This is a genomic window from Micromonospora sp. NPDC051141 (genome assembly GCF_044455765.1).
Taxonomy (GTDB): Bacteria; Actinomycetota; Actinomycetes; order Mycobacteriales; family Micromonosporaceae; genus Micromonospora.
Window position 1 is genome coordinate 33222 of the sequence record NZ_JBITFD010000006.1, and the last position, 21917, is coordinate 55138.

The 21917-nt window shown below is 72.7% G+C and carries 19 protein-coding genes; 10 read left to right on the forward strand and 9 right to left on the reverse strand.

The window, feature by feature from the left end; genetic code table 11:
• Window positions 1-125: 125 nt before the first annotated feature.
• Window positions 126-2201 (reverse strand): family 43 glycosylhydrolase, encoded by a 2076-nt coding sequence (locus ACIA6B_RS13650; RefSeq protein WP_396773219.1) that lies wholly within the window; start codon window positions 2199-2201, stop codon window positions 126-128.
• 311 nt (window positions 2202-2512) lie between these two features.
• Between ACIA6B_RS13650 and ACIA6B_RS13655 the strand changes: the two genes are divergently transcribed.
• Window positions 2513-2992 carry a hypothetical protein gene (locus ACIA6B_RS13655; protein ID WP_396773220.1) on the forward strand — a complete coding sequence of 160 codons (480 nt, stop codon included), beginning with the start codon at window positions 2513-2515 and terminating at the stop codon, window positions 2990-2992.
• Between the two features lie 78 nt (window positions 2993-3070).
• Complete coding sequence (locus tag ACIA6B_RS13660; protein WP_396773221.1) at window positions 3071-4273, forward strand: MFS transporter; 1203 nt, start codon at window positions 3071-3073, stop codon at window positions 4271-4273.
• A gap of 70 nt (window positions 4274-4343) precedes the next feature.
• Here ACIA6B_RS13660 and ACIA6B_RS13665 read toward each other — a convergent pair whose 3' ends face one another.
• Window positions 4344-6557 (reverse strand): carbohydrate-binding module family 20 domain-containing protein, encoded by a 2214-nt coding sequence (locus tag ACIA6B_RS13665; protein WP_396773222.1) that lies wholly within the window; start codon window positions 6555-6557, stop codon window positions 4344-4346.
• Between the two features lie 300 nt (window positions 6558-6857).
• Here ACIA6B_RS13665 and ACIA6B_RS13670 point away from each other — a divergent pair, with 300 nt between their 5' ends.
• A complete protein-coding gene (locus tag ACIA6B_RS13670; protein WP_396773223.1) occupies window positions 6858-7682 on the forward strand; it encodes a hypothetical protein in 825 nt (274 codons plus the stop codon).
• On the opposite strand, the gene ACIA6B_RS13675 is transcribed toward ACIA6B_RS13670, so the two are convergent.
• Window positions 7660-8343: a hypothetical protein gene (locus ACIA6B_RS13675; protein ID WP_396773224.1), complete on the reverse strand. Its 684-nt coding sequence runs from the start codon at window positions 8341-8343 to the stop codon at window positions 7660-7662. The two genes, ACIA6B_RS13670 and ACIA6B_RS13675, sit on opposite strands and share 23 nt — an antisense overlap.
• A gap of 134 nt (window positions 8344-8477) precedes the next feature.
• On the opposite strand from ACIA6B_RS13675, the gene ACIA6B_RS13680 reads away from it, so the two are divergent.
• From ACIA6B_RS13680 to ACIA6B_RS13690, 3 genes are all read left to right on the forward strand, one after another.
• Window positions 8478-9641 (forward strand): sensor histidine kinase, encoded by a 1164-nt coding sequence (locus ACIA6B_RS13680; protein ID WP_396773225.1) that lies wholly within the window; start codon window positions 8478-8480, stop codon window positions 9639-9641.
• Entirely contained in the window at window positions 9620-10342 is a 723-nt protein-coding gene (locus ACIA6B_RS13685) for a response regulator (RefSeq protein ID WP_396773664.1), read from the forward strand. The genes ACIA6B_RS13680 and ACIA6B_RS13685 overlap by 22 nt, the downstream gene beginning before the upstream one ends.
• A gap of 163 nt (window positions 10343-10505) precedes the next feature.
• Window positions 10506-11069, forward strand: a complete 564-nt coding sequence (locus ACIA6B_RS13690; RefSeq protein WP_396773227.1) for a GNAT family N-acetyltransferase — start codon at window positions 10506-10508, stop codon at window positions 11067-11069.
• Between the two features lie 74 nt (window positions 11070-11143).
• Here the strand turns inward: ACIA6B_RS13690 and katG are convergent, their stop codons facing one another.
• From katG to ACIA6B_RS13705, 3 genes are all read right to left on the reverse strand, one after another.
• The gene (katG, locus tag ACIA6B_RS13695) at window positions 11144-13420 is read right to left on the reverse strand and encodes a catalase/peroxidase HPI (RefSeq protein WP_396773229.1); all 2277 of its coding nucleotides are present in this window, start codon (window positions 13418-13420) and stop codon (window positions 11144-11146) included.
• 43 nt (window positions 13421-13463) lie between these two features.
• On the reverse strand, window positions 13464-13892 hold the full coding sequence (locus ACIA6B_RS13700) for a Fur family transcriptional regulator (RefSeq protein WP_357299172.1): 429 nt from the start codon (window positions 13890-13892) through the stop codon (window positions 13464-13466).
• Window positions 13893-14172: 280 nt separating this feature from the next.
• Window positions 14173-15171 (reverse strand): glycoside hydrolase family 11 protein, encoded by a 999-nt coding sequence (locus ACIA6B_RS13705; protein ID WP_396773231.1) that lies wholly within the window; start codon window positions 15169-15171, stop codon window positions 14173-14175.
• A 479-nt stretch (window positions 15172-15650) separates the two neighbouring features.
• Here ACIA6B_RS13705 and ACIA6B_RS13710 point away from each other — a divergent pair, with 479 nt between their 5' ends.
• Window positions 15651-16067, forward strand: a complete 417-nt coding sequence (locus ACIA6B_RS13710; RefSeq protein ID WP_396773232.1) for an ArsR/SmtB family transcription factor — start codon at window positions 15651-15653, stop codon at window positions 16065-16067.
• 1 nt (window position 16068) lies between these two features.
• Complete coding sequence (locus ACIA6B_RS13715; RefSeq protein ID WP_396773234.1) at window positions 16069-16536, forward strand: SRPBCC domain-containing protein; 468 nt, start codon at window positions 16069-16071, stop codon at window positions 16534-16536.
• A 45-nt stretch (window positions 16537-16581) separates the two neighbouring features.
• On the opposite strand, the gene ACIA6B_RS13720 is transcribed toward ACIA6B_RS13715, so the two are convergent.
• A complete protein-coding gene (locus ACIA6B_RS13720) occupies window positions 16582-17442 on the reverse strand; it encodes an SDR family oxidoreductase (RefSeq protein WP_396773236.1) in 861 nt (286 codons plus the stop codon).
• Window positions 17443-17527: 85 nt separating this feature from the next.
• On the opposite strand from ACIA6B_RS13720, the gene ACIA6B_RS13725 reads away from it, so the two are divergent.
• Window positions 17528-18250: a TetR/AcrR family transcriptional regulator gene (locus tag ACIA6B_RS13725; RefSeq protein WP_396773237.1), complete on the forward strand. Its 723-nt coding sequence runs from the start codon at window positions 17528-17530 to the stop codon at window positions 18248-18250.
• A 21-nt stretch (window positions 18251-18271) separates the two neighbouring features.
• Here ACIA6B_RS13725 and ACIA6B_RS13730 read toward each other — a convergent pair whose 3' ends face one another.
• Window positions 18272-19237 carry a PaaX family transcriptional regulator C-terminal domain-containing protein gene (locus ACIA6B_RS13730; protein WP_396773239.1) on the reverse strand — a complete coding sequence of 322 codons (966 nt, stop codon included), beginning with the start codon at window positions 19235-19237 and terminating at the stop codon, window positions 18272-18274.
• Window positions 19238-19424: 187 nt separating this feature from the next.
• Between ACIA6B_RS13730 and ACIA6B_RS13735 the strand changes: the two genes are divergently transcribed.
• Window positions 19425-20792, forward strand: a complete 1368-nt coding sequence (locus ACIA6B_RS13735) for a PHB depolymerase family esterase (RefSeq protein ID WP_396773241.1) — start codon at window positions 19425-19427, stop codon at window positions 20790-20792.
• A 127-nt stretch (window positions 20793-20919) separates the two neighbouring features.
• Here ACIA6B_RS13735 and ACIA6B_RS13740 read toward each other — a convergent pair whose 3' ends face one another.
• Complete coding sequence (locus ACIA6B_RS13740; RefSeq protein WP_396773243.1) at window positions 20920-21897, reverse strand: aldo/keto reductase family oxidoreductase; 978 nt, start codon at window positions 21895-21897, stop codon at window positions 20920-20922.
• Window positions 21898-21917: the final 20 nt, after the last annotated feature.

Here is a 21917-nt window from a genome sequence, read left to right on the forward strand (position 1 = left end):
CGCGCCCCCGCGCGCCCTCAGCCCCCCCCGCCGCGGGCCCCCCCCCCCCCCCGCCGCGCCCCCCCCCGCGCGCCCCCCCCCCCCGCCCCCCCCCCCCCCCCCCCCCCCCCCCCCCCCGCGCCCTGTCACGGGGTGGTCAGGTCGAACCGGCGGACGGTGACCGCGCCGCCGAGCGCCTGGGTCGCGTAGTTGAAGATTCCGAAGCGGTAGCCCATGAAGAACTGCCAGGCGTTGTTCAACGTCAGCGCGTTGCCCAGCGGGACGAAGTTCGTCCCGTCGGTGCTGTAGGAGAAGGTCGCCTGCCGTCCGCTGCCCGGTCTGATGTCGGCCTTGGCCCGCAGCCAGATCCGACCACCGCTGACCGCCGCGCCGGCGATCTCGGTACCGGTGTTCGTGGTGCGCCAACCGCTGTCCATGGTCAGGTTGTTGGTCATCACCACGCGTGTCGCGCCGTTGTCCCGGCGGACGCCGATCCAGGCCGACGAGTCCCGCAGCATGGCCAGACCGGTGCGGTCGCCGTCGCGCATCGTCGAGTAGTCCAGTTCGATGGTCGCCGTCGACGTCGGTCCCTGGATCCGCCGCGTCGCCGTGTTGCGCGCGCTGTAGAGGTCGTTCGTGACGGTCGCCGTCTGCAACCGCAACCCGTCACCGACCGACCACTTGGTGTTGTCCGGGTTGTGGTTCCACTCCCACAGGTGACTCAGCGAGGTGCCGGTGAACGTGTCCGCGCCGGTCATCGGTTGCACCGCGCGGGTCGGCAGCGGCGACGGGTAGGAGCTGCCCCAGCCGCCGTTGACGGTCTGGATCTGGGGCCAGCCGTCGCCGGTCCAGGTGATCGGGGCGAGGGCCGGGACGCGACCACCGGGGTACGCGTCCACGAACGCCATGTAGTACCACTGGCCGTTCTGTGTCTGCACCAGGCCGCCCTGGTGCGGTACGCCGCCGCCGGCGATCGGGCCGGGCATGTTGAGCAGCACCTGCCGCGTCTCGTACGGCCCCCACGGGCTGGTGGAGCGCAGGATGTACTGACCGTTGGCGGGCCGGGTGACGAAGATGTAGTAGTAGCCGTTGCGCTTGTAGAAGCGGGAGCCCTCCAGCGTGCCGATGGACGAGGGCGTGGTGTAGACCTGCTGGCTGCGCACCTGGCTCAGGCCGTCCGCGGACAGTTGCGCGACGCTCAGGGTGCTGTTGCCGTAGGCGACGTACATGGTGTCGTTGTCGTCGATGAGCAGGCCGGCGTCGTAGTAGCAGTTGTTGATCTCGGAGCGCTTCTGCCAGGTGCCGCTGACCGAGGTCGAGGTGTACACGTACGACTTGTTGAAGTCGATGCACCCGATCCAGTAGAACGTGCCGTTGCTGCTGCGGTAGTTCAACGTCGAGGCCCAGATGCCGTTGACGTACGCGCGGGCACCGTTGAGGTCGTACTTGGTGCCGAAGTCCAGCCGGGGCACCGAGTGCCCGGCGATCTCCCAGTTGACCAGGTCGTAAGAGCGCAGCACCGGCGCGCCCGGCGAGTAGTGCATGGTCGACGAGGACATGTAGTACGTGTCGCCGACGCGGATGATGTCGACGTCGGCGAAGTCCTGCCAGACCACCGGGTTGGTGTACGTCGACCCGCCCGGGGTGCCGCTGTCACCCAGCTTGACCAACTGCCACTGCTGGTTGTTGCCGCCCCAGTCGCTGTACTGCACCACGTTCGCGCCGTCCGCGGTCGAGGCGTTCTGCACCTCGACCGCCTTGCTGGAGTGCCGGGCGATCAGCCGCACGTAGCCGCCGGCGGAGTCGGCGAGCCGGAACTGCTGGTTGGTGGCGTTGTTGTCCGTCCACTGGACGATGCTGGCACCGTCGGCGGTCGAGACGCCGGAGACGTCAAGCACCTTGCCCGAGTGACGCGAGCGCAGCCGGTAGTAGCCGCTGCCGGAGTCGACGAACTGCCACTGCTGCCAGGCGCCGTCGTTGCGGGACCACTGGGTGATCCGGGCCCCGTCGTTCGTCGCCTGGTTGTACACGTCGAGCGCCTTGCCGCTGTTGCGGTTGACCAGCACGTACCACGCGTTGGTGTCGACGGTCGCCGCCGACGCGCCGGTCGGCGTCACCGCGACGATGCCGGCGCCGAGCAGCACCGCCAGCGTCGCGGCCACGACGCGCGACCACCGGCCGCCACGTCCGACCCGGGCCGCGAGTCTATCGATTCGCACCATGCTCCTCCTTCGTTCGGGCCGGCGCGCGGTGCGAGGACGACGGACAGCTCAGCCTGTTAGCGCTAACATACGAGCTGCCACGCGAGAGGGGTGCGCGCCCGGGCCGGGCGGGCACTCCGGACCGCCGACGATGCGCCACGATTCCGGAGATGCACACATCGACTGTGAGCGATAACACGCCGGACGTCAAGTCGTCACAATCATCGATGTCTTCACACGGGCGAACGGGTGGCCGGTCGCGGTGGACCGGCCGGACGCCACGGACCCGGGGGCAGCCCGCCGACGGAGATGTGTCAATGTAATGTTGACAGATGACTTCGGAGCTGGCGGGCCTGTCCGAGATCGGCGCCGCCCGGGCGCGGCTGGACGAGCGGGAGCTGGAGCTGATCGAGCGAGCCCGGCACGACGGCGCGACCTGGACCGAGATCGCCGACGCGTTGGGGTTGGGCAGCCGGCAGGCCGCCGAGCAACGCCGGCAACGGCTGGTGGCGGCCCGCCGGGCCCGGCTCGGACGGCTCGACCGGGCCTGGTCGGCCGAGGTGGTGGCGCTGCGGGCCGCCGTCTTCGACCTGCACCGGTGGATCGTGGCGGACCGGGCGTGGGACAGCCGGTTCCGCCGCGCCGCGCTGGTGCGCGACACCACCACGGCCGCCCTCGACGCCGAGCCGGGGCCGTTGTACGCGCTGGCCGCGTACCTCGTGGCGGACCTGGCCGGCGTCGGACCGCGACTGCCCGCGCCGGCCCGCGGAGCGGCGGACCGCATCACCGCCGCACTGTCAACAATGAATTGACGTCGTCGGGCAGCATTGCCGCCATCTCACTCAAGAAATGAGGATGTGAGTCTTCCCCGCTCAATGTTGGAGGGCTCCATGCGCCGCAACACCGCGCTGTTCGTGGCCATCTCGCTGCTGTCCGGGCTCGGCGGCAGCGCCATGGCCCTGGTCGCCGGCATCTGGGTGCTGGACCTCACCGGCTCCACCGGGCAGGCCGCGCTCGCCGGGCTCTGCGGGTACGTGCCGGTGCTGGCCGGACCGTGGCTCGGCGGGCTGCTGGACCGGGCGCCCCGGCGACCGCTTGTCATCGGCGTCAACCTGGCGCTGGCCGCGGCCCTGCTCTGCCTGCTCGCGGTGCGCGGGCCGGACCAGACCTGGCTGATCTTCGTGGTCGCCGCCGCCTACGGGGTCAGCTACGTGCTGATCGACGCCGGCGAGACGGCGCTGCTGCCGGCGGCGCTGTCCCCGGCGCAGCTCGCCGACGTCAACGGCTGGCGGTCCAGTGCCCAGGAGGGCATGAAGCTGGTGGCGCCGCTGGCCGGCGCGGGACTCTACGCGTGGCGGGGCGGCCACCCGGTGGCCGTGCTCAGCGCCGCCGCGCCGGTGCTCGTCGCACTCCTCTACGCCGCGCTGCGGTTACCCGCCACCGGCGGCGTCCCGGCCACCGCCGACCCGCCGACGTCGCCACCCGACCCGGCGGCGGAACGCCCGCCCGGCCCGCGGGCCGGGCTCGCCGCCGTCCTCGGCCGGCGCGCGGTGCGCGTACCGGTGACGCTCGCCGCCGTGTCGATCGCGATGTCCGGCTTCACCACCGCCGCGCTCTACACCGTGGTGACCACGGAACTGGCCCTGCCGTCGACGTTCCTCGGCGTGCTGGCCAGCGCGCAGGGTGGCGGTTCGGTGCTCGCCGGTCTGGCCGTGGGGCGACTCGTCGACAGGTGGGGCGCGGTCGCGGTCGGCGTCGCCGGCACCGCGCTGTTCGCCGCCGGCTGCCTGGGTCGGTGCCTGCCCTGGTCGCCGGCGACGGTCGCCGCCTCGGTGGTGATCGGCGTCGGTCTGCCGTGGACGCTCGTCGCCGCCGTCACCGCGGTCCAGACGCACACGCCGCCGGCGCTGCTCGGCCGCCTCTCCGGCACCGCGAACACGCTGATGTTCGGGCCGATCACGCTGGCCATCCCGCTCGGCTCGGCGGCCGTACGCCTCGGCGGCCGGCCACCACTCGTCGCCGCCGCGGTGACCTGCCTGGTCGTGGCGCTGCTGGTGGTCACCGGACGCGGGCAGCGACCATCACGCGCCTGACTGTTCCCGCCGGCCTGAGCGGTGGGCGCGGCCCGTCCCCGAGGTGCGGGGCGGGCCGCGCCGTGCCCGGTCAGCGCCAGGTGTCGGTGGCGGTGCGGGTGCCGCCGGCCGGCGTGGTGAAGCTCCGGTTCGCACCGGACTCCCAGGTCACCGAGCCGTCCGGGTTCTTCTTGACGTACTTGTACTCGACCGCGGTGTTCGGCGGCAGGTCGACGGTGGCCCGCCAGACCGGGTAGGTGGCCGGGGAGAGCGCGACCGCGCCGGCCGGGTTCCACCCGCCCAGCGCCGCCACGTTGCCGACCACGAACACGTTCTGGCCGTAGGCCGTGGTCGCGGTGACCGCGAACGAGGTGGCCACCGCCGTCGAGACGGTGTCGCCACGGAACGTCTCGGTCACCGCGTACGTGCCGGCGGCCGGCGTGGTGAGGCTCCGGTTCGCGCCGGTCTCCCAGGTCACCGCGCCGGCCGTGGTCACCTTGACGAACTTGTACTCCACCGCGGTCGACCGGGGCAGGTCGACGGTCGCGCGGTAGGTGCCGCCGCCCTGCGCGGTGAGCCGGACGCCGTTGGCCGGCGTCCACGACCCCAGCTCGGGGACGCTGCCGACGACGTACACGTCCTGGCCGGCGCTCGGGGTCGCGCTCACGGTGAACGTGGTGGCGATCCGGTCGGTGGGGCTGGTGGTCGGGCTGGCCGTTGGTGACACCGTCGGGGAGGCGGTCGGGGAGGCCGTCGGAGAGGCGGTCGGCGACGGGCTCGTCCCGGGCCGCGCGCCGACGTGGACCGCGACCGCGCCGTTGGCCGGGACGGTCACGGTGGCCCGGCCGCCGGAGACGGTCACCGTGCCGCCGGTGCAGCCGGCGGCGGTGGCGCCGCCCGTGATGACGTCGCAGTACCGCCCGTCGGCCAGGCCGGTGGTGAACGTGGCGGTGGTGGCGGCGCCGGAGTCGTTGATGCCGATCCACGCCCGGTCGCCCCGGTGGAAGCCGATCACGTTGCTGTTCACGGTGGTGAAGTCCGAGACCGTCTTCACCGGGCGGGCCGCGTTGGCCCAGCCGACCATGCCCTTGATGCCGACGCTGCGGGTCAGGCAGTTCCAGGCCGCGCCGCAGACCGTGTCGGTGACCCGCCCGGTGCCGTCGCTCGGCGGCGACTGGTTCCGGTTGGACCAGGTGAAGCTGTCGTAGACCGACGGCTTGCCGTGCGGGTACGCCAGCGCGAAGTAGTTGGCGAGCACGTAGTCGCTGCCGTTCTGGTACGACAGCACCACCCCGTCACGCTCCAGGTCGTGGTTGGTGACCATGGCGAAGACGTTGGCGCTGGGCGCGTCGAGGTTCCAGTTCGGCACGTTGGCCAGCGCGGAGATGGAACCCAGGAACGCCGAGCGGATGCCCTTGGCGTACCCGAAGTCGAGCACGTCGCCGTTGCCGGTGAACGCCCGGGCCTGCAACGTCGGGTTGCTGGCGCCGTCGAAGATCTCCTGCGCCACGTACGGACGGCGGCCCTCGGCCACGGTGTTGTTCAGCTTGCCGAGGATCGCGGCGAAGTCGTCCTTCCGGACGTGCTTGACCGCGTCCACCCGGAAGCCGTCGACGCCGAGGCCGATCAGGTCGTTCAGGTAACCGGCGATCTTGCTGCGGACCGCGTCCTTCTCGGTGTAGAGGTCCGACAGGGACAGCAGCTCACAGCTCGTCACCTGGGACTCGTTGTTCCAGTCGCTGATGCCGCCCGAGGTCGGGCAGTTGTCCCCCGGCCGGTGGAAGTCACCGCTGCCGTAGGGCACCGCCGGGTAGCTGTAGCCGCTGAACTCGGTGCCGGCGTACCCGCGTGTGCCGGCCGGGTTGTTGGTCCCGGCCATGTGGTTGACCACCGCGTCCACGTAGACCCGGACGCCGGCGGCGTGGCAGGTGGTGACCATGGCGGCGAACTGCTGCCGGTTGCCGAACCGGCTGTCCAGCTTGTACGACACCGGCTGGTACACCTCGTACCAGGGGTGCACGCCGTCGGGGCTGTTCGGCAGGCTGACCGACTCCTGCGGCGGGGCGACCTGCACCGCGCTGTAGCCGGCGGGGCCGAGGTGGTCGGTGCAGGCGGCGGCGACCGAGGGCCAGTTCCATTCCCAGAGGTTGGCGGTCACCTCGCTGTCGTTGAGGACGGTGGCGGCGCGGGCGGGGGTGGCGGTGGTGGCAGCGGCGACGACCGCCGTCCCGCCGGTCGCGACGAGCGCGGCGGCGAGCAACAGGCGAGCGACGCGGCCACGCGGGTGTGGCCTGGGGGATTCCATGGCAGGGGTACCTCTTCCGGTGCTCGAAAGGGTGCGCGGGAGGGGCGGACGGCCATCCGGGTAGCGAACACCATGCGGGATTCATGAAAGTCTTTGCAATACCTTGCGGCAAAGTTTTCGAAACCGGTCCGCAACATCAACCGCCCTGGAGCGCCAACGAGCAGGCCAAACGGGACCCTGACGCCCCCGCGACCGGATGGCAAGAATTCCAACGCTGTGGGACCGCCGGCACGACGGTTGACCGGAGCCGGCATGATCGGGGGCAGCCACACCGCCTCCCGCACCCCGAAGGGACCCGTCATGGCACACGCCCCGACCACGCCCGCCCGCGGACCGGCCCGGCGGCTGCTGCCCGCGCTGGCGGGGCTCGCGCTGCTGGCCGCGGCCACCGGCTGCGGCGGCGCGGCCGAGCCGGTGAGCGGCCCGACGAGCACCGGCTCTGCCGGCGCCGCCGCGCCGACGAGCCCGTCGACCGACCCGAGCCGGGACGGCGGCACGACAGTGGACGGCCGCACCGTCCCCGCGGTGGCGCCCGGACTCGGCTTCCCCGACGGCAGCAAGGTCGACACCGTGTTCGGCGACCCGTCCTCGGCGACGGTGATCCTGACCGCTCCCCCGCCGGAGCAGGTGCTCACCCACTACCGTCAGGCCGGTCCGGCGGCCGGGTATCCGGTGGGCACCGACACCGCCGGGACGCTGCACCTCGCCGGACGCGGCTGGACCGTCGCGGTCATCACCAGTTCCCGGGACACCACCGTCACCTTCGCCCACGCGCAACCGGCCGGGACGACCGCGCCGCCGCAGGGCGACTCCGAGGTCGCGCTGACCGGCCGGGACCTGGGCGTGACGAACCTGCCGTTCAACTTCCGCTTCCCGCCGGGCAGCCGGCTGCGCGACCTCTCCGACACCACCGCCGGCGCGCGGCTCACCCTGGTCGAGCCCGCCCCGGAGCGGGTGCTCGCGTTCTACCGCGACCACCTGCCCCGGGGGTTCTTCGACGTCACCGGCGACCGCACCGTCGACGGGACCACCACCATCACGTTCGACAAGGACGACGGCGAGTGGACCGGCACCATCGAGGCGACCGACGACCGGGTCACCGTCACCACCGTCCACCACCGGTAGCCCGGATCCGCCGGGCGCCGACCACGTTGAGCGCCACGCCCCACAGCAGCGCCGCGGTCGCCCACCGCGCCCACCCCGGACCCCCGGGTGATTCGACGAGCACCGCCCGCAGGGCCGCGTACGGGGTGAGCCAGTCGCGGACCCCGGGCAGTGGGGTCAGCAGCGCGTACGCGCCGAGCGGCAGCACGATCGTCGCCGGGCAGGCCCACGCCGGCCGTCCGATCAGCAGCCCCAGCCCGGTCCCGACGAGCTGCGCGAGCACCTGCACCAGCACGCCCGCCACGGTGATCGCGCCGACGTGCGCCCACGGTTCCGGCGCGGTGGACCCGGCCGCGGCCAGCGCGGTGACGGCGAGGACGTCGCCGGCGAGCCCGACGACCACGGCGATCGACACCGCCGCGACGATCGTGGGCCGCACGCCCGCGTCGGGGAGCCGGCGGAGATCGTTCGCGAGCAACACACCCAGGAACGGCAGCGGGACGGAGACAGCCCCGTGCACCAGCTCGCCGACCGTGGCGACGGTGCGCTCGCCGGACGGGAGCCCGGCTGCGAGCGCCGCGGCGGCGAGTCCCACGCCGATCGTCGCCACCAGCAGGACCCGCCGGCCCGATGTCCCGACCACCCGCCGCAGCGCCTGCGCGACCGACCCGTCTCCGACCATGTCAACCTCCCGCTCGGTACTCCGACCGGGATGACGATCGCCGACGGATCCGCCGGGCCGCACGGGCCGGAGGATCCGGCCGCGCCCCTACTTTGGTAGCTACCGTCCACAGCCGAAACGCCTAGGCTGCGGGCATGGCCGCCGCGCTGATCGCCCTGCTCGTGCCGGACCCGCCAGGCGGTCGGGCGACCGTGCGGGACCGCGTCGCCGACGCCGTGGCGGTCACCGTGGCGCTCGGGTACGGGCTGACGATGCTGCGGATCGGCGACGCGACCGCGGCCGGCGCGGCGATCCCGTGGCCGGTCGACGTGCTGCTCGGGGTGCTCTGCGCCGTTCCGCTGGCGACGCGGCGGCGACGCTCGTTGGCGGTGCTGCTCGCCCTGCTCCCGTTCGGCGCGGTCTCGGTGACGGCGACCGGGCCGATCCTGGTGGCGCTGTTCACCGCGGCGATCCGACACCGGGCCCGGCTGCTGTTCGCGTTGGGCGCGGCGCACGTCGGCACCGGCGTGGGATACTTCCTGCTCCAGGGCGATCCGCCGTATCCGGTCTGGGTGGACGTCGTCCTCCGCGCGGTGACCGGCGCGGCGGCGATCGGCTGGGGCCAGTTCGTGCAGGCTTACCGGCGGCTCACCGCCTCGCTGCGAGCACACGCGGCGCGGTTGCAGGCCGAGCAGCACCTGCGCGTCGAGCAGGCCCGGCTCACCGAGCGGGCCCGGATCGCCCGCGAGATGCACGACGTGCTGGCGCACCGGATGTCGCTGATCAGCCTGCACGCGGGCGCGCTGGAGGTGCGTGTCGACGCGCGACCCGACGAGATCGCGGTCGCGGCCGGGGCGATCCGGTCCAGCGCGCACGAGGCTCTGGCGGAGCTGCGCGCCGTCGTCGGCGTGGCGGGCCGGCCCGAGCCGCCGCAACCCGGGCTCTCCGACCTGCCCGACCTGGTGGCCAGCGCCCGCGCGGCGGGGATGCGCGTCGAGTTCGCCGACGAGGTGGCCGGCGACGAGCCACCGACCATGGTGGGACGGACGGTCTACCGGGTCGCGCAGGAGGCGCTGACCAACGCGAGCAAGCACGGCAGCGACGCGAGCGCGACGATCCGACTGACCGGTCGGGTCGGCGAGGGGCTGCGCATCGTCGTGGCCAATCCCCATCCGGGCACCGGCGGGCGTGCCGGCCGGCCCGGCGGGATGGGACTGGTCGGCATCGACGAGCGGGTGGCGATGGCCGGTGGGCGGGTGCGGTACGGCGCGGAGGGCGGGGAATACCGGATCGAGGCCTGGCTGCCGTGGCCCGCCTGACCGACGCACCCGACGGACCGCCCGCCACCGCGTCGGAGCCCGGCCGGCGGCCGATCCGGCTGGCTGTCGTGGACGACGACCCGCTGGTCCGCTCCGGGCTGCGCATCCTCGTCGGCGGATCGCCCGACATCGAGGTGGTCGCCGAGGCGGCCGACGGCGCGCAGGCCGTGTCGATGGCGCACGCGCACTGGCCGGACGTGATCCTCATGGACGTCCGGATGCCCCGCGTCGACGGGCTCACCGCCACCCGGCGCATCCGGTCCCGCCCGGGCGCACCGGAGATCATCGTGTTGACCACGTTCAACGCTGACGAGTACGTGCTCGACGCGCTGCGCGGCGGCGCGTGCGGGTTCCTGCTCAAGGACACCCCGCCCCGGGAGATCCTCGCCGCGGTGCGCACCGTCGCCCGGGGTGCGGCGATCCTCTCCCCCGCCGCGGTCCGTCGACTTGTCGACCACATCGCGGACCCGGCCGCGGGGATCCGTCGGGCCCGGGCGCGGGACCGGCTGGCTGCCCTCACCGACCGGGAACGGGACGTGGTGGTGCTCGTCGGCGAGGGCCGGTCGAACGCGGAGATCGCCGCCGGGCTGGGCATGAGCGTGCCGACCGTGAAGGGCCACGTGTCGCGGCTGCTGGCCAAGCTCGACCTGAACAACCGGGTGCAACTCGCCCTGCTCGTGCACGACGCCGACCTCGCCTGAACGTCGGCCGCTTGTCGACGTCGGTGAACCCGGGCATCCACGCGCGGTGCGGGGGTGTCGCCCGGTGCGGAAGTCGTCACCGCGGTGACCGCAACCCGCCCGGGGCGACGAAGACGCGGGAAAAGCTCTGGGCGGCCCGACGTGCTTCCCGCATGATCGGCTCGTGGAGACCTACCTGGAGACCGAACGCCTGCTGCTGCGCCGGTTCACCGCCGACGACGCAGACCTGCTGATCGAGTTGGACAGCGACCCGGCGGTGATGCGCTATCTGACCGGTGGCAGGCCGACCGCGCCGGAGACCATCCGCGAGCGCTACCTGCCGAACATCCTGGCCGGCTACCAGAAGTGGAACGGCGACCTCGGGCTGTTCGCCGCACACGAGAAGGACGGCGGCGCGTTCGTCGGCTGGTTCATCCTGCGTCCGGCGGCGCAGGGCCCGCTCGACGACGTGGAACTCGGCTACCGGCTGCGGCGGGCGGCCTGGGGCAACGGCTACGCCACCGAGGGCTCACGGGCGCTGCTGGGCAAGGCGTTCACGGAGCTCGGGGTGCGCCGGGTGTGGGCGGACACGATGGCGGTCAACCAGGGTTCGCGTCGCATCATGGAGAAGCTCGGCATGACGCTCGTACGGACCTTCCCCACCCCCGCCGACATGGAGCTGATCGACGGCGCCGAGCACGGCGGCGTGGTCTACGAGATCACCAGGAGGCGGTGGGAGCGGCAGTAGCACCCCGCCGGAGGACCGGACGAGCCCCGGTCGATCCGCGAGGGATCGCCGGGGCTCGTCGGTGCGACGGTCGATCAGGCCAGGTCGAACCGGTCCAGCTCCATCACCTTGGTCCAGGCCGCGACGAAGTCGGTCACGAACTTCTCGCGGGCGTCCTCGCTGGCGTAGACCTCGGCCAGCGCCCGGAGCTGCGAGTTCGAGCCGAAGATGAGGTCGACCGCGGTGGCGGTCCACTTCACCTGGTCGGTCGCGACGTCCCGGATCTCGTACACGTGCTCCTCGGACTCCGACGCCTTCCACCGGGTGCCCGGGGAGAGCAGGTTGGCGAAGAAGTCGTTGGTGAGCACACCCGGGCGGTCGGTGAGCACACCGTGCGCCGCGCCACCCACGTTGTTGCCGAGGGCGCGCAGACCGCCGACCAGGACGGTCATCTCCGGCGCGGTCAGGCTGAGCATGTACGCGCGGTCGACGAGCAGGACCTCCGGCTCGGTCTTCTCGCCCGGCCGCAGGTAGTTGCGGAACCCGTCGGCACGCGGCTCCATCACCCGGAACGACTCGACGTCGGTCTGCTCCTGGGTGGCGTCGGTACGACCCGGGTGGAACGGCACCGTCACCTCGACGCCGGCGTCCCGCGCCGCCTTCTCGACCGCGGCCGAGCCGGCCAGCACGATCAGGTCCGCGAGCGAGATCTGGGCGCCGCCGGCGGCGTTGAACTCCCGCTGGATGCCCTCCAGGGTCGCCAGCACGGTCGCGAGCTGCTCCGGCTGGTTGACCTCCCAGTTGCGCTGCGGCTCCAGCCGGATCCGCGCGCCGTTGGCGCCACCGCGCTTGTCGGTCGAGCGGTAGCTCGCGGCCGAGGCCCAGGCGGTGGAGACGAGCTGCGCGGTGGTCAGGCCGGAGTCGAGCACCTTGGCCTTGAGCGCGGCGACGTCGGCGTCACCGACCAGCTCGTGCTCGGCGGCCGGCACCGGGTCCTGCCAGAGCTGGGCCTCCGGCACCCACGGGCCGAGGAAGCGGCTGACCGGGCCCATGTCGCGGTGCAGCAGCTTGTACCACGCCTTGGCGAACGCCAGCGCGAACTCGTCCGGGTGCTCCAGGAAGCGGCGCGAGATCTTCTCGTACGCCGGGTCGACGCGCAGCGACAGGTCGGTCGTCAGCATCGTCGGCTTGTGCTTCTTCGACGGGTCGTGCGCGTCCGGGATGATCTCCTCGGCGTCCTTGGCGACCCACTGCTTCGCCCCGCCCGGGCTGGTGGTGAGCTCCCACTCGTAGCCGAACAGGATCTCGAAGAAGCGGTTGCTCCACTCGGTCGGCCGGTCGGTCCACGTCACCTCGAGGCCGCTGGTGATGGTGTCCCCGCCCTTGCCGCTGCCGTGGGTGCTCAGCCAGCCGAGGCCCTGCGCCTCCAGCGGGGCGCCCTCGGGCTCCGGACCGACGTGGTCGTCGGCGACGCCGGCGCCGTGGGTCTTGCCGAACGTGTGGCCACCGGCGATGAGCGCGACGGTCTCCTCGTCGTTCATCGCCATCCGGCGGAACGTCTCGCGGATGAAGTGCGCCGCCGCGGCCGGGTCCGCGTTGCCGCGGGGACCCTCCGGGTTGACGTAGATGAGGCCCATCTCGGTCGCGCCGACGCCGGCCGCCATCTCCTTCTCGGAGGCGTAGCGCTCGTCACCGAGCCAGGTGTCCTCCGGGCCCCAGAAGATCTCCTCGGGCTCCCAGACGTCCTCGCGGCCGAAGCCGAAGCCGAACGTCTTGAAGCCCATCGACTCCAGGGCCACGTTGCCGGCCAGCACCAGCAGGTCGGCCCAGGAGATCTTCTGGCCGTACTTCTGCTTGACCGGCCAGAGCAGCCGGCGGGCCTTGTCCAGGTTGGCGTTGTCCGGCCAGCTGTTCAGCGGGGCGAACCGCTGACCGCCGTCGCCGGCGCCGCCGCGGCCGTCCTCGATGCGGTAGGTGCCCGCCGCGTGCCAGCTCATCCGGATCATCAGGCCGCCGTAGTGGCCGAAGTCGGCCGGCCACCACTCCTGCGAGGTGGTGAGCACCTGGGTGATGTCCCGCTTGAGGGCCTCGACGTCGAGCTTGGCGAACTCCTTCGCGTAGCTGAAGTCGGCCCCCAGCGGGTTGCCCTTCTCCGAGTGCGCGTGCAGCACCGACAGGTCGAGCTGGTTGGGCCACCAGTCCCGGTTGGTGCGCGGACGACCGCCGGTCTTCGGGGTCGGCGAGTCGATCGCCGGGTTCTCGCTCTCGCTGCCGTGCGCGGTCACGGAGTCGTGCGCGACCGGGCAGCCGGCCGCCTCCTTGGCGTCCACGCCCTGGGCGCTGACGGGCCCGTTGTCCTGGGTCTCGCTCATCTGTTTCCTTCCGAACTGGCGGATCACTGGCCGAACTCGCGGATCACTGGGCGGTGCGGGCGGTCGCGCAGCCGGGACAGGTGCCCCAGTAGACGACCTCCGCCTCGTCGACCACGAAGCCGTGGTCGTCGGAGGCGGTGAGGCAGGGGGCATGACCGACGGCGCACTCCACGTCGGCGATCGTGCCGCACGAGCGGCAGACGACGTGGTGGTGGTTGTCCCCCACCCGCGACTCGTAGCGGGCGACGGCACCGGCCGGCTGGATGCGCCGCACCAGACCGGCGTCGGTGAGCGCGCGGAGCACGTCGTAGACGGCCTGGTGGGAGACGGTCGGCTGGTCCGCCCGGACCAGCGCGATCACGGTGTCGGTGTCGACGTGCGGATGGTCCCGCAGCGCGGCGAGCACCGCCAGGCGGGGCCGGGTCACGCGCAACGAGACCGCCCGCAACTGGGTCTCGAAGTCGGACGTCATGCCCGCAACCCTAGTCCAGTCTTCTGGAATGAATCAAGTTTCCGCCCCGGTGTGTCGGCCGGCACACGCGACGGCGGGGGGGGGGGGGGGGGGGGGGGGGGGCCGCGCCCCGGGGGGGGGGGGGGGGGGGGGGGGGGGGGGGTGGGGGGGGGGGGCGGCGGGGGGGCCCGCCGGCGCGGGGCCCCCCCCCCCCCGCGCCCGCGGCGGCGCCCCCGCCCCCCCCCCGCGCCCGCCGGCCCCCCCCCCCCCCCCCCCCCCCCCCGCCGGGCGGGAGATCGGCTCAGGCGGCCGAGCAGCTCGCCGTCGGCGTGTTGCTGTTGCCGTTCTTGTAGAGCGTGATGCCGAAGTTGTTGCCGTTGCCGTTCGGGCGCGCGGTGAGCGTACCGCTGGTGCCGCTCACCGACGCGTTCCAGCTGTTCTGGAGCGTCTGACCACCCTGGGTCTGGATGCTGACCGTCCAGTTGCTGCTGCCGCTGACCGAGAACGTCACGTTGAACCGGTCGCTCCACTCCTCGGCCCGGCTGACGCTGACCGTGCAACCGCCGTTGTTCGGCGGCGGGGTGGTCGGGTTGGTGCTGGTGCCGCCGATCGTGATGTTGGAGTTGCCGCTGCTCTGGTAGCCCTCGGTGGCCAGAATCTGGTAGTCGTGGCTGCCCAGGTTCATGCCGGAGCGGGCCCAGGCGTCGAAGTGGTTGCCGGCGGTGATCGTGCCACCGACCCGCTTCGACTGCCGCACGCTCCAGTACTGGTAGAACGTCCGGGTGCCCTCGATCGAGGGCGCGTTGACGCGCTGGGTCCGGTAGATGTCGTACGTGCCGCCGTCCGAGGTCACCGTGCCCATGAAGCCGCTGCCCGGCGGGCGCCAACTGCCCCAGCTGTCGACGATGTAGTACTCGACGAGCGGGTTGCGGGTCCACCCGTAGAGGGTGAGGTACGCGTTGCCGGACGGGTTGAAGCTGCCGGAGTAACTGACCGTCCGGCGCCCGCCGGGGTTCCAGCCCTTCCCGGCGACGAAGTTGTTGATGCCGCTCCACTGGGTGCTGTACTGGCCACCGCTCCCCATCGTCATGGAGACGTTGCCGCTGTCCTTCCAGAACGAGTAGAAGTAGCCGTTGTTCGTGCCGGTGGAGTTCGACGTGACGGTCTGGTCGGCGTAGGCGGGACCGGACAGGACCGCGGTGGTCCCGGCGGCGGCGAGCGCCACGGCGCAGGCGCCGCCGAGCAGCATCCTGAGGCGTCCGCGCCTGCGGCTGCCCGAGCGGACGGGGGCGTCGTTCATGGGCGTGTTCCCTCCCTGTGGTGGCGGGCACGCGGCCGGCGGGTGGCAGCACCACCGTCGACCGACGGACATCGACCGTCATCGAGGCGAGTCGATGGCCACAGTATTGAAGCCACCCTTCACAGTGTCAACAACTTCCGGAAACATCATGGAAATCGGAGGTGCCACACGACACCTCGCCGCAACCTCGCAATCGCTGCTCAGCGCCACTTCGAAGCGCTTCGACAGGCTGCCTCACGCGAGACCGCCCACGACCCCGTGGGTTCCACCGAAGCTCGAAACCCGAAACTTTCGGAGCCTTTCCGGACCACCGCAGCGGACCGCCGCCCCTTCCACCCGAAGCCCGCCCCCGCTGTTTCTCGGAAATAGTGGCCATTCGAGCGCCGATGAGCCCGCTTTCCGGGAAACAGCGGGGTGCGGGGACGCCTCGGCCCCGGTGCACGTTGAACCTTGTGGTTCAGTGTCGTAAGGTGAACCCTGTGGTTCAGCAAGAGACGCTCAACCGGGTGTTCGCCAGCCTGGCCGACCCCACGCGGCGCGACATCCTCGTCCGGCTCGGCGCGGGCCCGGCCACCATCAGCGAACTCACCGAACCGACCGGGATGAGCCTCACCGGCATGAAGAAGCACGTCCAGGCGCTGGAGAACGCCGGGCTCGTGGTGACCCGAAAGGTCGGCCGGTCCCGGCAGTGCCGGCTCGCCGACGCCCCGCTGGACGACGCGATGGCCTGGCTCGCCTTCTACCAGCGGCTCTGGGCGCGCCGCCTGGACGGCCTCGACGCCTACCTGACGCTCCGGTCCGAACCAAGCAGCCGACCCGAACCGGGCAGCCGGTCCGCACCGGGCAGCCGGTCCGAACCCGAGCAGCCGGACCCGACACGACCCGAAGGACCGTGACATGACGATCGACCTGACCGTGACCCGACAGCTCCCCGCCTCCCCGGAGGAGGTCTTCGACGCCTACACCGACGCCGAGAAGCAGCGAACCTGGTTCGGCATCCTGGACACCGAGCCCGGCATCGTCGAGATCGAGGTCGACCTCCGGGTCGGCGGCCGGCAGACCGCGGTGTGGGGCCCCTCCCCGGACGCGCTGTTCCGCGAGACGCAGACCTTCCTGGAGATCGACCGGCCGCGCCGGTTGGTCACCGAGTCCACCGGGAGCAGCCCCGACGGCGCCACCATGACCACCCGCATCGAGGTGACGTTCGAGGAGAAGGACGGCGGTACCCTGATGACCGTGGTGCAGTCCGGCTTTCCCACGCCGGAGCTGCGCGACTTCTTCGCCGGAGAGGCGTGGACCGGCGCGTTCGACCGGATCGAGTCGTACCTGGCGCGCGGGCGGGGACGCGCGGCCCCGCGCGGCTGACCGCCGGCCGGGCGGCCGTCAGGAGCCGGACCCGACCGGCGGCCGTCAGGAGGATCCGACAGCCGCCCGCAGGGCGTCCCGCGCGCCGCGGGGTGCACGGCTGAGGAGTTCGCCGAGCAGCGGGTCGACGCTGGCGAAGAAGCCGTCCCGCGCGGCCCGGTAGAAGCCCAGCAGGAAACGCGTCCGTTGCTCCGGCACCCCGGCGGCGACCTGCGCGGCGATCCACTCCGTCTCGCCCGTCGGTCGGCACCGGATGGTCCGCCCCGACAGCTCGGACGCGATCTCGGCGACCTCCACGAAGGTCGGTGCCGCGGACGCGGTCAGGGTCGTCGGGCCGTCGTACCCGCCGTCGGAGGCGAGGATCGTCGCGGCGACCTCGGCGGCGTCCTCGCGGGCGGTCCAGGACACCGGCCCGTCGCCGGGTACGGCGATCACGCCGGTCTCGCGCCAGGGGCCGGCGAACCACGGGAGGCTGTGGGCGTAGAACCCGTTGCGCAGCGACGTCCAGGCGATCCCGGAGGCCGCCAGGAGCTGCTCGGTGGCGAAGTGGCTCCGCCCGGGGGCGAACGGGTTGTCCGGCGCGGCGGCCTGGTGGCTGGTGTAGACGATCCGCTTCACTCCGGCGTCGATCGCGGCGTCGACCGCCGCGCGGTGCAGGGCGGTCACATCCTCGACCGGGTCGTTGGAGGAGACGAGCAACAACTGGTCGGCGCCCGCGAACGCGGTCGGCAGAGAGGCGGGATCGGCGTAGTCGCCGCGCCGGACCTCGACGCCACGCCGCGCGAAGCGCCCCGCCTTCGCGGTGTCGCGCACGGCGACCACGATCTCGCTCGCGGGCAGGCGGTCGAGCAGGTGGTCCACGGTGGCGCCGTTGAGGGCGCCGGTCGCCCCGGTGACAACAATCATTGATTCGCCTTTCGCGTTACCAATGGAAACAGGACGACCGTAGCCGCCTGAGTCACCGATAGCAAGTCGGTGTTATCGTTGGTTCATGAGCGATGGCGTCAAGAGTCGGGCGGACACCCGGGCAGCGATCGTCGACGCCGCCTCGTGGCTGTTGCACAGCGGCGGCCCCGGCGCCGTGACGACCCGGGGCGTCGCGGAGCGGGCCGGCGTGCAGGCCCCCACCATCTACCGCCTGTTCGGCGACAAGGACGGCCTGCTGGAGGCGGTCGCCGAGCGGGTACTGGCCACGTTCGTCGCGGACAAGGCCGTCGCCGTGGCGGCGGCCACGGCGGCGGACGCCGACCCCCTCGACGACCTGCGGGCGAGTTGGCGCCGACAGATCGAGTTCGGGCTCGGCAATCCGGCCGTGTTCCGCCTGCTGAACGACCCGGAACGCGTGGCCGGCTCACCGGCCGCCCGCCTGGGCAGGCAGATCCTTCAGACACGTGTGCACCGACTGGCGGCGGTCGGTCGGCTCCGGGTCCCCGAGCCGCACGCGGTCGACCTCATCCACGCCGCGGGTGTCGGCACGATCCAGACACTGCTCGCGACTCCGCCGGAGCACCGGGATCCCACCCTGGCCGACGCGATGATCGACGCCGTCCTGGGCCGGATCCTGACCGACGCCCCGGCCGAGGCGCCGGACGGCTCCCGCGCCGCGGCCGTCGCCCTGCGGGCCCTCGCGCCGCACCTGCCGATGTTCAGCGACGCCGAACGCCACCTGCTGGTGGAGTGGCTCGACCGCATCACGACGGCGGCCGGGCGGTAGCGCGCGTACCCGCGTCGTTCGTCAGCCCGACGCGCCGCAGCCGTCCGCGCGTACCCCGGCGAGCATGTCGGCGGTGGTGTGCGCCCGGACGTCCGGCGGCGCGCCGCCGGTGTGTCGCGCCACCACGGCCCGGACGTGGCGCTCGGCGGGGTCGGCCAGGCCGTCGTAGACGGCCGCGAACAGGTCCCGGGCCGCCTGTCGCGGCCAGCCGGCCGGCAGGAGCTCCAGCGGCAGGTGCGGGTCGAGCGTCGGGAACCGCCGGTAGGTGTCCATCACCTCGGTACGCGCCCGCACCGCCGCCGCGCCGTCGACCGAGCCGGTCCGCGACGCCAGCGGCGTCCACCGGCGCAGAAACTCCTGGTACTGCCCGCGGATCGCGGCGACGTCCCACGCCTCGATGGGCGCGCGCCCGCCGGCCGCCTCCAGCGCCGCGTGTCGGCCCCGGAAGACCGTGACGGCGCCGAGGGTGAGCTGGGCCAACCGCGCCCGGGCCGGCGGCGTCAGCTCGGTCGGCGAGATCCACAACCCGTCGTACAGGGGTGCGTAGCCGAGCCAGCGGAGCTGGCCGCGCAGCGCCCGACGCTGCGCGCTGTGCTCCTGCGGCAGTGAGAACGCGACGATCGTCCAGCATCCGTCCCACGGCGTCGCGGCCGCGGTGGAGGTGAGGATCCAGTTTCCCCCGGCGGAGAGGTCGGCGGCCACCGTGGGGCTGAGCCGGTAGGAGCTGTGGCGGCCGTGCCGGCTGCGTTCCAGCACCCCCCGGCGGGCCAGCCGGCTGATCGCGGTGCGGGCGCCGGCGCTGGTCACCCCGGCCTCCGCGAGCAGCGCCACGATCGCGGCGGAGGGAAGCGCCGCCCGGGTACGCAGGGTGTAGTCCGCCAGCAGCGTCACCGCGACGCCCTGCGGCGCCGGGCCGGACTGTCGCCGGGGCAGACGCACCGACGGCTCGTCCGGGTAGATCTCCTCGATGTCGAACGCGCTGGCCACGGGCGCTCCGGACTCGGCTCGGGGACGGGACCTCGACTGTAGACGGATCATGCCCGCGCCATACACATCGTGATACGTCGATTGACACTTCCGGGACCGGCGGGAACACTATCTGCTACCCGACACGGAGCCGGGCAGGGCGCACCACCGACGACCCCAACCTGCACAGGTGATCGAAGGAGTCTCCGTGAGAATCAGAGCGAAAGTGCTGCTCGCGCTGGCCGCGACGCTGGCGGCGACGCTGGCCGCGGCCGGCCTGGTCATCCCCGCCACGCAGCCCGCGTACGCGGCGTCGCTGACCGAGGTGACCAGCTTCGGCGACAACCCGGGGCGGATGCGCATGCACGTCTACGTGCCGGACAACCGGCCGACCCGACCGGCGACCGTGGTGGCCATGCACGGCTGCGGCGGCTCCGGTCCCGGCTTCTATTCCGGCAGCGAGTTCGCCGCACTGGCCGACCGCTACGGGTACATCGTGATCTATCCGACCGCGACCCAGCAGGCCGGCTTCGGCAACTGCTTCGACACCTGGTCCGACGCCGCCAAGCGCCGCGGCGGCGGCAGCGACCCGGTGTCGATCATCTCGATGATCCGCTGGGTCCAGCAGCAGTACGGCGCCGACCCGGGCCGGGTCTACGCCACCGGCAGCTCGTCCGGCGGCATGATGACCAACCACATGCTGGCGCTCTACCCCGACGTGTTCGCCGCGGGCGCCGCGTTCATGGGCGTGCCGTTCAACTGCTTCGCCAACGCGGCCGACTATCCGCCGCAGAGCAGCCAGTGCACCGGCGGCAGCATGAACCGGACGCCGCAGCAGTGGGGCGACGCGGTCCGTCAGGCCTACCCCGGCTACGCGGGCCCCCGCCCCCGGGTGCAGTTGTGGCACGGCACCGCCGACACACTCGTGCCCTACTCGCTGCTCCAGGAGACCATCGAGCAGTGGACCAACGTGTTCGGGCTCAGCCAGACACCCACCTCCACCGACACGCCGCAGACCAACTGGAACCGGCGCCGCTACGCCGACTCCAGCGGCACCGTGCAGGTCGAGGCGTACAGCATCCAGGGCGCCGGGCACAGCCTGCCGTCCAGTGGGATGGCCGCGGCCGCGATCGCGTTCTTCGGCCTGACCGGCACGCCGAGCCCGACGACCTCGCCCAGCCCCACCACGTCGCCCACGACGTCGCCCAGCCCCACCACGTCGCCGACCCCCGGCCCGACCACGCCCCCGCCGGGCTCCGGCGCGTGCCGGATCAGCGTCGAGGTCAACGCCTGGAACTCCGGACTGACCGAGAACATCACCATCACCAACACCGGGGCCGGTGCGGTCAACGGCTGGTCGCTGGTGTTCACGCTGCCCGGCGGCCAGACCATCACCTCGGGCTGGAACGCCTCCTACTCCCCCGCCGCCGGCCAGGTGACGGCCCGTAACGTCGCCTACAACGCCGCCATCCCGGCCAACGGGTCGACCACCATCGGCTTCCAGGCCAACCACAGCGGCAACACCGCCAAGCCCAGCTCCTTCACCCTCAACGGCGCCCCCTGCACGCTCACCTGACCGGGAGCCGCCCCCGGGCAGCGCGCTGTTTCCCGGAAAGTGTGGTCATTCGAGCTCGAATGGCCACACTTTCCGGGAAAGCGGGCGAGCCGGGGGCGGGGGTGGGGGTGGGCGGCGTGGGAGCGGGTCAGGGCAGGGGGGCGCCGCGGGCGACGATCCAGAGGTCGTACCACTCCTCGCGGGTCAGGTCCGGGGCACGACGGGCGGCGTCCCGGCAGGCCCGGATGCGGTCGGGACGAGCGGTGCCGATCACCGGCGCCACCCGCGCCGGGTGCCGCTGGATCCACCACAGCACGATCGCCTCCGGCGTGGTGCCCTTCGCCTCGGCCAGGGCGGCGACCCGCTCGGTCGCCTCCCGGTCGGCCGGCGTCCGGGCGGTGCCGGTGAACCGCCCACGGGCCAGCGCGCCCCACGCCTGGAGGCCGATCCGGTGCGCCCGGCAGTGCTCCAGGGTGCCGAGCGGAAAGCCGGTCCCGGTGGACTCCGCGGTGTTCACCAGCACGCCGGCCTCGACCCAGTCGCGCCGACCCAGGCTGATCTCCAACTGGTTGGCCACGAGCGGCACGTCGAGGGACGCCTGGAGGTGGGCGATCTGCGGGGCCGCCATGTTCGACACACCGAACTGCCGCACCAGGCCCTGCCGGTGGAGCGAGGTCAACGCGCCGGCCACCTCGTCCCGGTCGGCCAGCGGGTCCGGCCGGTGCAGCAGCAGGACGTCGATCACGTCGGTCCGCAGCCGCGCCAGGCTCCGCTCGACGCTGCGCTCGATGTGCGCGGCGCGCAGGTCGTACCGGCCCGGTCCCTCGTCGCCGGGCAGGCGGATACCGCACTTCGTCTGGATCAGCACCCGGCGGCGCAACTCCGGCGCGCGGGCCAGCACCTCGCCGAAGACTGCCTCCGACTTGCCGTTGCGGTAGATGTCCGCGTGGTCGAACGCGGTGACGCCGATCTCCAGGGCGGCCTCGACCGCCGCCTCGGCCGCCGCGATCTCCGGCGCGCCGTACGGCTCGGCGCCCCACCCGCCGCCCAGCCCCATGCAGCCGTAGATCAGTCGGTGGTCGCGGATGTCGGCGCTCGCCGGGGAAACGTGCTGCTCGTCGGCCATGACTCGTGGATAGCACAGGA